Raw genomic sequence first — 13,028 nt, 5'->3', positions numbered from 1 at the left:
GCAGGATGTTGGCGAACCTGTCGGGAGACGTTGCGGGAAATTCTCCTGAGGTTACCGATATTGCCGTTAGACTTCCTGTCCCAAACGTGGACAATGCTCCTCAAGCGCTTCGCGCGCAGTGCACACCAAGATGCGCCAGAGGAAACAAGATGCCGACCGCCTTTCCGTCACCCGTCCCTGCCATTCCCACTGCTCCTTTGACCGCCCAACTCCGCGACGCGTTGCGCGCGATCGTGGGCGAGAAGGGTTTCATCGAGGATGAGCACGGCAAGCAGCCGTTCGTCACGGACTGGCGCGGACAGCTGTTCGGCAGCGCCGGCGCGGTCGTACGTCCCGCCAGTACCGATGAGGTCTCGAAGGTGGTCCGGCTCTGCAATGCGCACGGCGTCGCGATCGTGCCGCAGGGCGGCAACACCGGACTGATGGGCGGCGCCACGCCCTGGCCGGCGCATACAGGCATCGTGCTGTCGCTCGGCCGGATGAACCGCGTGCTGGACATCGATCCCGTCGGCTATGCGATGACGGTCGAGGCCGGCTGCGTCTTGCAGACCCTGCAAGAGACCGCGGCCAGTCACGACAGATTCCTGCCGCTCAGCCTTGGCGCACAGGGCTCCTGCATGATCGGCGGCAATCTCTCGACCAATGCCGGCGGCGTGCAGGTGCTGCGCTACGGCAACGCCCGCAATCTCGTCCTGGGCCTCGAGGTCGTCTTGCCCAATGGCGACGTCTGGGACGGACTGCGCGCCTTGAAGAAGGACAACACCGGCTACGACCTCAAGCATCTCTTCATGGGCGCCGAGGGAACGCTCGGCATCATCACCAAGGCGGTCGTCAAGCTGTGGCCGGCGCCGAAGGACGTGTGCACCGCGTGGCTGGCCGTTCGCGATCCGCGCGCGGCGCTCGAGATCCTGTCGGAGGCGCATGCGGCCTCCGAGGACAATGTCGGGTCCTGCGAGCTGCTGAGCCGCGCCGCGGTCGACCTCGTGATGCGCCACATTCCCGGCGTCCAGGATCCGCTCAAGGCGGATACGCCGTGGTACCTGCTGCTGGAATGGTCGTCTTCGCGCGCACGGCAAGACGGAGCTGATGGCATGTCGGAGAAGCTGGAGGCGTTTCTCGCCGATCAACTCGAGGCCGGTCGCGTGCTCGACGCGGTGATCGCGCAGACCGTCAGCCAATCGCGCAACATGTGGCGCATCCGGGAAGCCATGGCCGAGGCCTCCCGCGCCGAGGGTCCTGGCATCAGCTACGACATATCGGTCGCGATCTCCAGGATTCCCGAATTCATCGACAAGGGGCTCAAGGCCGTGCTCGACATTCTCCCGAGCATTCGCCCCTACCCTCTCGGGCACATCGGCGACGGCAACCTGCACTTCTCGTTCATGGGGCCAATCGGCATGGATCAGCCGACACTGAACCAGTACACCGCCGCCCTCACGCGCGCCGTGAACGATCTCGTCACCTCCATGGGCGGCTCGATCTCGGCGGAGCACGGCATCGGCATCGAGAAGCTCGACGAGCTCAGCCACTACCGGTCAAAGACCGAGCTCGACATCATGCGCACCATCAAGCGCGCGCTCGATCCGCAGAACATCATGAATCCCGGCAAGGTGCTCCGGGTGTGATTGGGCCCGGGCACCTCGCCATTCTCTCGAACTCACTCTCAACTCATCGAGGCGCGCGGGTTGACGATAGTGTAGCCCCGCAGCGAACGCGCATGCATTCGCGTTGTGTGACCGCCCGAATTGGCGTCGTACGCCATCCACATGTCGCCTCCGAGGGACTGCTCCAGAACGAAGACATGGCCGCGACGCGCGGCGACCATTCCGGGCGCCGGCGCGGTGCGCGGAAAGCGCAGCCAGTTGGCTGCGAGATTTAGCTCCGGCACGATACGTCCGAACACGCGCAGCGACGCGCCGCAGCCGCAAAAGGCCGAAGGGCAACCGGCCGGCCGGCCGCCGACGATCCGATCGCCGGAGACAGTCACCACTGTGGCGGCGGCGCCGCTCTCAGCCGTGAGTTGTTTTGAACGGTATGCTTGTAGTGAGTACCTCGACACGTGCTCGCGAGGCGTTTGCGCATTCGAGAAGTCGCAGGGCATGACGACATTGCATTCAGTCGCTCTAATGATGCGGTAGGGTCGTGCTTCCGAAGCAATTGAGCTAATGATAACGAAGAGAAACGCAGAAATTACCGACTTGAACATTGCAGGACTCCAAATTTGAAGCCCTACCCCGGCAATGAGAAACCAATAGCAGTTTGGCTGAAATGGGCCTAAAGGACGGCCGAAAATGGCTGCAATTGTGAGCCGCCCGCGTCCATCCTCATATGCCACACGTTGCGAGCGGAATGATTAACTCGCAGAGTGAGAACGATTGCCCGCCGCGTTTCGCTGGCATCGCGCCTTTTTGCGAGGACCCTACGGTCGAATCGAAAAATTCTGCGGCGGCCCCGCTTTGCGCAGCGGCTCGGCGAGACGCGCGAACTCGCAGAGCAGCGGACGCGTCTTCCTGGGATCGATGATCTCCTCGACCCAGAATTTCTCGGCCGAGCGGAAGGGCGAGCGCAGCTTGTTCAACCGCTCCTGGATCTCGTTCAGCTTCGCCGCCTTGTCCTCGGCCGCATCGATGTCGGCGCGGTAGGCGGCCTCGATGCCGCCTTCGAGCGGCAGCGAGCCCCAATAGGCCGATGGCCAGGCGTAGCGGATCGAGAAGCGGTCGGCGGGCTGGTGCACGACTCCAGCCACACCAAACGCGTTGCGCAGGATCACGGTGCACCAGGGCACGGTGGTCTGGTTGACCGCCGCCATGGCGCGCACGCCGTGACGGATGGTGGCCGCCTTTTCTGCATCGAGGCCGATCATGAAGCCGGGGCAGTCCATGAGATAGACGATCGGTAGGTGGAAGGTCTCGGCGAAATCCACCCAGCGCACCACCTTCTGGCAGGCATCCGCGGTCCAGGAGCCACCATAGTGGAAGCTGTCGCTGGCAAGCAGCATCACCGCCCTGCCTTCGAGGCGTGCAAGACCAACGATAACAGGCTTGCCGAAATTGCCGGCGACCTCCAAGAACGAGCCCTTGTCGACGACCTGCTCGATGATCGGTCGCATCTTGTAGACCTGCTTGCGGTTGCGCGGCACCGCATTCATCAGCGCCTCCTCGCTGCGCTCCGGATCATCAGTGCAGGGCAAGGTCGGCGGCAGCTCGTAGACCGATGACGGCAGATAAGAGAGGAAGCGCCGCGCACAGGCGAAGGCCTCCTCCTCGGTGTCGACGGCATGATCGACCGCGCCGGCGCGAGTCTGGATGTCGGCGCCGCCAAGCTCTTCCTTCGAGAGGTTCTGGCCCAAGGCCTTCACCACCGGCGGCCCCGCGACGAACATCGCCGACGTCCGCGTCATGATGGAATAGTGGCTGGCGGCGAGGCGCGCGGCACCGAGGCCCGCAACCGAGCCGAGGCCGAGCGCGACAACGGGTACGCGCGACAGGTTTTCCGTCGTGAAGCGATACCAGCGGGTGCCGCCGATGCCTCCGGGCAAATTCGCCGCGCCCTTGGTCTCGATGGTCTTGACCGAGCCGCCGCCGCCGGAGCCTTCGATGAGGCGTATGATGGGCAGGCGAAAATCGTGCGCCATCTCTTCGGCCATCAGCGGCTTTGCCGAGATCGAGGCGTCCGCCGAGCCGCCGCGCACGGTGAAATCGTCGCCGACGACCACCACCGTACGGCCGTCGACGCGCGCGCGGCCAAACACGCAGTTCGCCGGCGTCATCGTCTTCAGCTCGCCTGACGGATCATACTCACCGATGCCGGAGACGGCACCGATCTCGTGGAAGCTGCCCTTGTCGATCAGTTTGTCGATACGCTCCCGAACAGTCAGCCGGCCCTGGTCATGCTGTCGCTTGACCTTGTCAACGCCGCCCATCTCCCGCGCGAAGGCTTCGCGCCTGGCGAGCTCGTCGAGTTCCGGCTTCCAGTTCATTCACTCCCTCCGAGTTCATCGGCTTGTTGTTGTTGTGTACCGCCATTGCGACCGGCTTGCGCGAGATCCTGTTGTTGAAAACGTCGCCTTCGGCGCCTTCGAGCAGACTGCCGAGCGAGCGGCCGAGCGCTGTCATCCGCGGCGCGACCTCGGCATGCAGACGCTGCTCGTCATACATCGCCGAGAGAAGGCCGATCGTGATGACAACGAAGGTCTGATACTGCGGTGACCAGATCGGCACCGCGAGTCCGTTGATGTGCGGGCTCCACAGGCCGCAGGCCACGACATAGCCGCGCTCGCGCAGCGACTGCCTGTTGGCCTCGATGCGGGGCCGCAGGATCTTTGCAGCCTCGGGCGCTTCGCGTTCCATCTCGTTGATGAAAGCGTCGCCGATGTCAGGCGACAAGGCCGCCGTATAGGCCGCGCCCGCCGCTGTCGAGGCCATCGAGATGCGGCTGCCGGTGCCCTCGTGCAAGCCGAGCGCGGAGGCCGAGCGCGCGAACTGGAGGTAGACGAGATGGAATCGATCGGGCACGACGAAGCCGACGGTACCAGGCAATTGCTCCGCGACTTCCTGCAGCCGCTGCCGGATCATGCTGCGCAGCTGCGCGCCTTTCATCATCGAGGCGCTCATCGCCACCGCGCTCGGACCGATTCGATATTTCTGGTCGCGCGGCAGATACACGAGCTGGCCCATCCGGGTCAGCGTGTGCGTGAGCCGCGACACCGTCGAGCGCGGCAAGCCGCAGCGATTCGAAATCTCGAGATTGCCGAGCCTCGCCTCGTGGCCCTCGAAGCATCGCAACACGTCGAACGCGCGCGACACGACCTGAATGACATCACCTTCACCGGCATCGCCAGCGAGTGCACCTTGCCTGCTCAACCGCTCCGAACGTCGTCCCATGATCCCTACCGTTTGTTCCGCTCTGCGGAATTAAATTCCACTTTGTGAACGACGCTACCTCAGGCATTTTGCAACGACAACAAAAAGGCGATGGCATGCCAGAAATTAAGATCATCACGGAGGTCGCCGGCCGCATCTGCGCAACTCCCGTGCAAGTTGGAGGAACCGTTGGCGATGGAGACGAAATTGTGCTCGTCGAAGCCATGAAGATGGAGATACCGGTGCCCTCGCCCGTATCGGGCACGCTCAAATCACTGCTCGTGAAGATCGATGACTTTGTTGCCGAAGGCCAAGCGATTGCGATCGTCGCGAGCTGAGGACGCACCGCAACGGCTTTCATCCGCGACATTCTGAATCACACGGTCTCGCGATGGCGCACGACAGCTTGCGCTGGGGCATTTACGATGGGACCGGGCGGCTTGCGCATGCCAGGATTGCGTTGCACAAGTGAAGCGATGATAGCGCAACCGTTCCCCGCCTCTGCCTGGACCCGCTCGAAGCCGCCGCTGCTGCGGTTTCTCGACGCATGCCTCAACGAATTCTCCGCCGAGACCGCGGGCCATGTCGCGGATTACATTCCCGAGTTGAGCAAGGCCGATCCTGCCCATTTTGGCATCAGCCTCGCAACGCTGGACGGCCATGTCTACGAGGTCGGCGACTCCAGGGTGCCCTTCACCATCCAGTCGATGTCAAAGCCCTTCGTGTTCGCGCTGGCGCTGGATCTGCTCGGTGCGAACAAGGTCGAGAGCGCGATCGGCGTCGAACCCTCCGGCGATCCCTTCAACTCGATCCGGCTCAATGCTGAGAACCATCCGTTCAATCCCATGGTCAATGCCGGCGCGATCGCCTGCACCGGGCTGATCCATGCGAGCAAGGGCGAAGAAGCCTTCGAGCAGATCAGGCTCGCTCTCAGCCGCTTTGCCGGGCGCGACCTCGCCTTCGATGAGGCCGTGTACACATCCGAGAGCCAGACTGGCGACCGCAACCGTGCCATCGGTTATCTCCTCAAGACCAATGCGGTGATTTCCGACAATGTCGCCGGCGTGCTCGACGTCTATTTCCGGCAATGCGCCGTGCTGGTGACCGCGCGCGACATCGCGGTGATGGCGGCCACGCTCGCCAATCGCGGCGTCAATCCCGTCACCGGCGAGCAGGTGCTGACGCCATATGCGATCTCGCGCACGCTGTCGGTGATGACGTCCTCCGGCATGTACGATTATGCCGGCGAGTGGATTTACCGCATCGGCATCCCCGCCAAGAGCGGCGTTGGCGGCGGCATCCTGGCCGCGCTTCCGGCCCGCCTCGGGCTCGGCAGCTATTCCCCAAAGCTCGACAAGCACGGCAACAGCTTGCGCGGCATCAAGGTCTGCGAGGCGCTGTCCTCGCATTATGACCTGCACATGCTCAACCGCAGCGACGATGCGCGCAACGCTGTGATCGCCGACTACGACATCGGCAAGAGCCCGTCCCGCCGCGTCCGCCGCCAGCAGGAGCGCGACATCCTCGCCGCCCATGAGCACGCTGTGCGCGTGATCGAGCTGGTCGGCGTGCTGTCGCTGTCGGCCGTCGACTACGTGACGCGAAGGCTCGCAGGGCAGCCGCGGCCGCAAATCGTCGTGTTCGACCTGCATCGCGTGACGTCCACCACCCGCGCCGGCGCCCGGCTGATTGCTGAAGCCTTCGAGGAGCTCGCCGCGCTCGATGTCACTGTGGTGATTTCAGGAGTTCGTCGCGCCTCCAGGGAATGGGACAGCTTACGCGAGTGGACGGCGGAGCTGAAGAACGTCCGCGACTTCTATCTGCTCGACACCGCGATCGAATGGGCGGAAGACCAGATCGTCTACCGCTACGGCGGCTCGATCGATTTTCACGAGACCACCGAGCTGTCGGAGCAGCCATTGCTGGACGGCCTAGACGCCGAGGAGCTGACGGACCTCGCCTCGATCTGCGCCGTCAGGACCTATCAGTCCGGCGCAAAGATCCTCAGTACGGGCGATCCCGCCGACGTCCTGTTCTTCCTGCGCAGCGGCGCGGTGCATGTCACCCTGCCCGACGGCGTACGGCTGGCGACGCTGACCGCCGGCATGGCCTTCGGCGAGATGGCCCTGATCGAGACGACCCGCTCCGCGGACGTGTTCGCGGACATGGCGGCGACCGCGTTCGAAGTGCAGTTGAAAGATTTCGAGCGTTTTCGCAGGCAGCACCCGCGGGCGAGCGAGCGCATCATGCGCAATCTGGCCCAGCTATTGGCCGATCGCCTGATCGTCGCCAACACCAAGGTCGATATTTTGACCTCGACGTGAGCGATTGGCATTCACTCACATCGGGTCGTCTTGCCGGGCTTGTCCCGGGCTTCCACGTTCTTTGTGCCGCGTGTCAAGGCGTGGATGGCCGGGACAAGCCCGGCCATGACGCTGTGAAGACTGTCTACGTTAGCGGCTGGCCGCCTCGCTGATACGTCGCTTGATCTTGGCGGCACTGGCGTTCAGCAATTGCGACGGCTGCTGGCCCGTCGCGGCGCACAGGCAGGCCCAATAGTAAATGACATCGCCGAGCTCTTCGACGAGCCCTGCCTTGTCGAGCCAGTTGTCGCGCAGGAGCTTCTTGATGTGCTCGGCGACCTCGCCGGATTCACCGGCGAGGCCCAGCCCGAGATAGGAGAGCCGCTCATTCGACGGATGCTCGTCGACTTTCGCAATGGTTGCGGCCCAGACCGCATATTCGTCGATCGTCATGACATCCCTCGCTAGCCAGGCCTGGATCAGCCGACAACTTCGGTGACGGGCTGGAGATCGATCTCAAATGTCTCCAAAAACTTTGACGTCATGATGTAGAAGCCGACCGACAGCTGGAGCTCGACCAGGGCGGCCGGTGTCAGCTTCGCGGCGATCGCCCTGAAGGTCGCATCCGTCGGCTTCTTCAGCTTGACGATCTCGTCGGTGAAAGCGAGCGCAGCGCGCTGCGTTTCGTCGAAGCAATTCGCAGCCTGCCAATTTTCCAGCGCCTCGTTCTGCGCGTCGGTGACGCCGACATTCTTGCCGATGCGCTTGTGCGCGACGATCTCATATGGCGCTTCGCACAAAATTCCTGTGCGCGTGATCGCAAGCTCGCGCACCACGGGATCGAGCTCGCCCTTGTGCCTGATGGCACCGCCGAGACGGCAGTATTGCTCAAAATAACTCGGCGAGTGCGACATCATGCGGAAGATGTTGGCATTGCGATTCTTTTCGAGAATTTCGCGGGTGCGGTCGGACGCCTTGGAGGGATCGCTGTAGTCGATGCGGGCCATGATTTGCCTTGAGTTTTGCTGACGTTTTCTTCGAAGCTTTTGCTCATTGTCGTTGTCAGGAACAGCTCCCCGAAACTGTATTCGCGCCCGACCCCGGGAGCAACATTATCGAGTCAAAATGCCGCCGCATTGCTGATCGACCTTGGCACAATCGATATTCGCCGCGTGGGGACTTGATTGCGGTGAATACTCGAAGTGGGGTGTTCCGAGTAAAAACAGTTGGCCGTCCACGCGCTCACCACGCAACGACGTGTCACGCCCAAGTCTAGGGAGAATACGGTATGAAGGAAGCCACCAAGGGGGCCGCCTCGGAAGCGCTCGCGCATATGCTGGCGGTGATGGCGATGCTCGTCATCGCCAGCATCTTGTTCTACGGGCGTTGAGCTAGTTTCGGAGTTTTCGTCATTCCGGGGTGGCCTTCCCGGGACCGCGCAAAGCGCGGCCCTAGCAAGCCAGGCCCAGAATTCCCGTTCCAGGCTCGGTCTCTCGACCGCCCCCGAATGACGGATCCCCCTCCTGTATCTTCACAAAGAACGGGACCAGCTTACCGGCAAACGGCTTGAAGCCAACGATCACCTCGTCGCCAATGACGAGATCATTGTCGCCATGGGCCATCATCCGAAAACCCTCGGCACAGTCGACCAGCAGGATGTTGTAGGGCACGTGCGCGCGCGTTCCGGGCGTAGCGGCACGGCAAACCAGCGAGGTCGCGTAGACCTTGCCCTTGCCGCTGGCGCGCGCCACGCGCGGACCTTTGATTCCACACGCGGCGCAGAAGTCGCGATGGAAATATTGCACATGGCCGCATGAGCTGCAGGCCTGGTAGGTGATCGCCTGTTCGCCCTTGGTCCAGTCCGCCAAGCGATCGCTCATCGCACCCGCTCCAGAAACATGCTGACATGGGAGGACAGCACGCCGCCATCGCCGTGCAGCAGCGCAATCGATGCGTCGCGGACCTGACGGGCAGCCGCCCGCCCCGTCATCTGCAAATGGGCCTCAACCAGATGCGCCATGGCGCCGCCGACGCCGCAATGGCCGTAGCTGAGCAAGCCGCCATGGGTGTTGAGCGGCAGGGCGCCGTCGCGGCTGAAATGGCCGGATCTTGCGCGCGCGGACGCCTCGCCGCGTTGGGCAAGACCGAGGTCTTCCAGCAGCATGGCGAGCGTGATGGTAAAGCTGTCGTAGATCGCGGCGTAGCGCACGTCGGAGATCGCAAGCCCCGTCGCCTCCCTGGCGCGAGCGATGGAGATCTCGGCACCAAGCTCACCGAGAGCGGGCGCGGCCGTGACGTGCTGATGCGTGTGCGCCTGGGCACAGCCGCGAATGCGCACGCCGGCCTCGCCGGTCCGCTCGCGGCTGATGACGAAGGCGGCGCCGCCGTCGGACACCGGACAGCAGTCGAGTAATTTGAGCGGCATTGCCACCGGCTTCGAGCCCATGACGTCAGCGACGGTGATCGGATCGTGGAATTGAGCGCCGGGATGGGTGCTGGCATGGGCGCGCATCAGCACCGCGAATTCGGCGAGGTCCTGTTCGGTCACGCCGTATTCGTGCATGTACCTGCTGGCGACGAGGCCGTAATAGGCGGGAATGGTCGGACCGAGCGGCACTTCGTAATCGGGGTGGCCGACCTGCGCCAGCGCCTGGATGGAGGCGTCGCGGCTTTGTCCGGTCAGACGATTTTCGCCGGCAACAACGAGCACATTGCGGCAGACGCCCGATACGACGAGGTGATGCGCGAGCATCGTCATCGCGAACCCCGTCGCGCCGCCGACCTGCACGGCGTGCGCGTAAGACGGGCGGATGCCGAAATGCTCGGCGAACACGGTTGCCAGCATGATGTGCGGTGAGACCGTGGAGTAACCGCAAAGGATGCCGTCGATCTCGGTGCGCTTGAGCCCGGCGTCGTCGAGAGCGAGTTGGGCGGCCTTGCTCATCAGGTCGAGCGAGGATGAGCCTTCGTGCTTGCCGAAAGGTGTGAGGCCGACGCCGGTGACGAAGCTCATGACGCCCCTTCCTACTCCGGCACCGAACGCGTGACGCCGTCCCGGACCATGGCGGCGATCTCGTCCGCGGAATAGCCGATCTCGCGCAGGATCTCCGCGCCATGCTCGTTGAGCCGTGGCGCGAGCCTGACAGTCTCGGCCTCGGTCTCCGACCAGCTCGCCGTCACCTTCATGCTGCGAATCCGCCCTTCGGTCGGATGGTTCACCACCGGGAAGAAATTTGTGGCTTCGAGATGCTCATCGTGCAGAATCGACGCGAGATCATGCATCGGCATGACAGGCACGTCGGCCTCGGTCAGAAGCTCGATCCAGTCGGCCGTGGTGCGCGTCTCGAAGATGCGGGCTAGCTCGGCATAGACGACGTCGATATTGGCGGCGCGGCCGGCGAAGGTCGCGAATTTGGGGTCGGCGCGCAGATCGTCGCGCCCTGTAGCCTTGAAGAAATTCTCCCACTGCTTGTCGTTGTAGACGATGACGCTGAGATAGCCGTCCGACGTCTTGTAGGGCCTGCGGTCGCGCGAGAGATGGCGGGCATAGCCGCCCTTGTCGAGGGGCGGATCAAAGGTGAGCCCACCCATGTGGTCGCCCATGACGAAGCCGGCCATTGTCTCGAACATCGGAATGTCGACCCGCTGGCCGCGGCCGGTGCGGTCGCGATGCACGAGGCTGGCGCAGATCGCGCCGACGGCGGTGAGGCCGACGATGCGGTCGACCAGCGCGTTCGGCACGTAGCGCGGCACACCGTCGCCGGTCTGCGCCATCAAGGCGGGCAGCGCGGTCGCGCCCTGGATCAGATCGTCATAGGCGGGTTTTGCGGCATAGGGCCCGTCCTGACCGAAGCCGAACACGCCGGCATAGACGAGGCGCGGGTTGATGGCGGAGACGACGTCATAGCCGAGTTGAAGCCGCGCCATCGCCTGCGGGCGGACATTGTAGACGAGCACGTCGGCGTCTTTCAGCAGCCGCAGCACGGCCTCGCGCCCCGCGGGCTTCTTCAGATCGAGGCAGATCGAGCGCTTGCTGCGGTTGGTGTTGAGGAACACCGGACCCATACCGGTGTGCCGCATCGGGCCGATCAGCCGGGTGACGTCGCCGTCGAGCGATTCCACCTTGATCACGTCGGCACCGTAATCGCCGAGCATCTGGGTCGCATAAGGACCCATCAGCACGGTGGTCATGTCGACGACCTTGATGCCCTTCAGCGGCCCCATGCGTTCGCTCCCGATTGCGCGGGCACTCGAAGCGGCCCGCGATTTCGAACCAGCTAAAGGCAGCGACCGTGCGCGCGCAAGGGCGGCCGGCGTATGGCCGCATGCGCGGCGATGCCTCCTATTTCTTCTGGCGGGATTCGCGGATTTTCACGAGACGGTCGAGCTCGTCGTTCTGCTGGTTGATGCGATCGGCGATGCGCGACTCGTTCTGCTCGCCGGACGCCGCGGCAGCCTGCTCGATCAGCTGGCGGATATTGTCCTCGAGGATCGCGATGCGATCGTTGAGTTGATCCATCGAGAGATAGTCGTAGTCGTTGCTCATGATGCGCGTCTCGCCAATCAATCAGGAGCCGTAGGGTGGGCCAAGCGAAGCGGGCCACCATGATCTAGCGCAAGAAAAGGGTGGGCACGGCGCAAGTGCGCCTTTGCCCACCCTACCAGATCTACTTCAGCGGCTCCAGCACCGAGACGTAGTTGGCAACGGCCGCGCCGCCCATGTTGAAGATGCCGCCGAGTTTAGCATTTTTGAGCTGCATGCCTTCCGGCGCTTGGCCCGCGAGCTGCATTGCGGTCATCACATGCATGGAGACGCCGGTGGCGCCGATCGGGTGGCCCTTGGCCTTGAGGCCGCCGGACGGATTGACCGGCAGCTTGCCGTCCTTGAGCGTCCAGCCTTCCTTGATGGCGCGGGCGCCCTGCCCCCTCGGCGTCAAGCCCATCGCTTCGTACTCGATCAGCTCGGCGACGGTGAAGCAGTCATGGGTCTCGACGAAGGAGAGATCGTTGAGCGTCACCCCCGCCTTTTCCAGCGCGTGCTGCCAGGCCACCGTGCAGCCCTCGAACTGGAGGATGTCGCGCTTGGACATCGGCAGGAAATCCTGGGCGTGCGCGGTGGCGCGGAAGCCGATCGACTTGCCCATGGTCTTGGCGGTCTCGGCATCGGCCAGCACCAATGCAGCCGCGCCGTCGGACACCAGCGAGCAATCGGTGCGCTTCAAGGGACCGGCGACATAGGGATTCTTCTCGCTCTCGGCACGGCAGAACTCGAAGCCAAAATCCTTGCGCATCTGGGCGAAGGGATTGGCAACGCCGTTCTTGTGGTTCTTGGCCGCGATCAGCGCCAGTGCATCGGACTGGTCGCCGTATTTCTGGAAATAGGAGCTGGCGATCTTGCCGAACACGCCGGCAAAGCCGCCGACCGTGTCGCCATCCTCCGGCAAGTAAGACGCCTTGAGGAGATTCTTACCGATCTCCGCCCCCGGGGTACGGGTCATCTGCTCGACCCCGACGACCAGCACGATTCGAGCCGCGCCTGCGGCGATCGCGCGCAGGCCCTGATGCACGGCGGCGGAGCCGGTGGCGCAGGCATTCTCGACGCGGGTCGCCGGCTTGAAGCGCAGCTTCGGGTCGGCCTGGAGCACCAGCGAGGCGGTAAAATCCTGCGCCGAGAAACCGGCGTTGAAATGGCCGAGCACGATCTCGTCGACGTCGGAGGCCGAAATGCCGGCATCGGCGATCGCCTCATTGGTCACGCGGGTGACGAGGCTTTCGACGGTTTCGGTGTCGAACTTGCCGAACGGCGTGTGCGCCCATCCGACGATGCTGGCGGTCATGGTCTTCTCTCCCTGGCGGTCTCTTG

General features: G+C 63.7%; 13 protein-coding genes. 3 read left to right on the top strand and 10 right to left on the bottom strand.

Translation table 11 applies throughout. The features are described 5' to 3' along the window. Positions 1 to 149: 149 nt before the first annotated feature. Positions 150 to 1,625, top strand: coding sequence for an FAD-binding oxidoreductase (locus BM222_RS19530; protein WP_092230434.1), 1,476 nt, complete (start codon positions 150 to 152; stop codon positions 1,623 to 1,625). 38 nt (positions 1,626 to 1,663) lie between these two features. Here BM222_RS19530 and BM222_RS19525 read toward each other — a convergent pair whose 3' ends face one another. The 3 genes from BM222_RS19525 to BM222_RS19515 all read right to left on the bottom strand — a co-directional run bounded on the left by BM222_RS19525 (position 1,664) and on the right by BM222_RS19515 (position 4,883). Next, positions 1,664 to 2,206 (bottom strand): hypothetical protein, encoded by a 543-nt coding sequence (locus BM222_RS19525; RefSeq protein ID WP_177243325.1) that lies wholly within the window; start codon positions 2,204 to 2,206, stop codon positions 1,664 to 1,666. Positions 2,207 to 2,419: 213 nt separating this feature from the next. Continuing rightward, positions 2,420 to 3,979 carry an acyl-CoA carboxylase subunit beta gene (locus BM222_RS19520; protein WP_092230432.1) on the bottom strand — a complete coding sequence of 520 codons (1,560 nt, stop codon included), beginning with the start codon at positions 3,977 to 3,979 and terminating at the stop codon, positions 2,420 to 2,422. Next, positions 3,909 to 4,883 carry an IclR family transcriptional regulator gene (locus BM222_RS19515; RefSeq protein WP_092230430.1) on the bottom strand — a complete coding sequence of 325 codons (975 nt, stop codon included), beginning with the start codon at positions 4,881 to 4,883 and terminating at the stop codon, positions 3,909 to 3,911. The genes BM222_RS19520 and BM222_RS19515 overlap by 71 nt, the downstream gene beginning before the upstream one ends. Before the next feature lie 95 nt (positions 4,884 to 4,978). Here BM222_RS19515 and BM222_RS19510 point away from each other — a divergent pair, with 95 nt between their 5' ends. Next, positions 4,979 to 5,200, top strand: a complete 222-nt coding sequence (locus BM222_RS19510) for an acyl-CoA carboxylase biotin carboxyl carrier protein subunit (RefSeq protein WP_092230428.1) — start codon at positions 4,979 to 4,981, stop codon at positions 5,198 to 5,200. A gap of 138 nt (positions 5,201 to 5,338) precedes the next feature. Beyond that, on the top strand, positions 5,339 to 7,186 hold the full coding sequence (glsA, locus tag BM222_RS19505) for a glutaminase A (protein WP_092230426.1): 1,848 nt from the start codon (positions 5,339 to 5,341) through the stop codon (positions 7,184 to 7,186). A 129-nt stretch (positions 7,187 to 7,315) separates the two neighbouring features. On the opposite strand, the gene BM222_RS19500 is transcribed toward glsA, so the two are convergent. The 7 genes from BM222_RS19500 to BM222_RS19470 form a co-directional block, all read right to left on the bottom strand. Then, complete coding sequence (locus BM222_RS19500) at positions 7,316 to 7,618, bottom strand: nucleoside triphosphate pyrophosphohydrolase family protein (protein ID WP_092230424.1); 303 nt, start codon at positions 7,616 to 7,618, stop codon at positions 7,316 to 7,318. Positions 7,619 to 7,644: 26 nt separating this feature from the next. Then, entirely contained in the window at positions 7,645 to 8,172 is a 528-nt protein-coding gene (locus tag BM222_RS19495; protein ID WP_092230422.1) for a carboxymuconolactone decarboxylase family protein, read from the bottom strand. 444 nt (positions 8,173 to 8,616) lie between these two features. After that, the gene (locus tag BM222_RS19490) at positions 8,617 to 9,045 is read right to left on the bottom strand and encodes a Zn-ribbon domain-containing OB-fold protein (protein WP_092230420.1); all 429 of its coding nucleotides are present in this window, start codon (positions 9,043 to 9,045) and stop codon (positions 8,617 to 8,619) included. Next, positions 9,042 to 10,178, bottom strand: a complete 1,137-nt coding sequence (locus BM222_RS19485; protein ID WP_092230418.1) for a thiolase family protein — start codon at positions 10,176 to 10,178, stop codon at positions 9,042 to 9,044. Before BM222_RS19485 ends, BM222_RS19490 begins: the two co-directional genes overlap by 4 nt. Positions 10,179 to 10,189: 11 nt before the next feature. Continuing rightward, a complete protein-coding gene (locus BM222_RS19480) occupies positions 10,190 to 11,389 on the bottom strand; it encodes a CaiB/BaiF CoA transferase family protein (protein WP_092230416.1) in 1,200 nt (399 codons plus the stop codon). A 118-nt stretch (positions 11,390 to 11,507) separates the two neighbouring features. Further along, positions 11,508 to 11,711 carry a hypothetical protein gene (locus BM222_RS19475; RefSeq protein ID WP_092230548.1) on the bottom strand — a complete coding sequence of 68 codons (204 nt, stop codon included), beginning with the start codon at positions 11,709 to 11,711 and terminating at the stop codon, positions 11,508 to 11,510. A gap of 121 nt (positions 11,712 to 11,832) precedes the next feature. Further along, entirely contained in the window at positions 11,833 to 13,002 is a 1,170-nt protein-coding gene (locus BM222_RS19470) for an acetyl-CoA acetyltransferase (RefSeq protein ID WP_092230413.1), read from the bottom strand. Positions 13,003 to 13,028: the final 26 nt, after the last annotated feature.

It is taken from the genome of Bradyrhizobium sp. Gha, assembly GCF_900113735.1.
GTDB lineage: Bacteria > Pseudomonadota > Alphaproteobacteria > Rhizobiales > Xanthobacteraceae > Bradyrhizobium.
The sequence above is the reverse complement of the archived record's forward strand: the minus strand, read 5'-3'. Positions and strand labels throughout refer to the sequence as shown.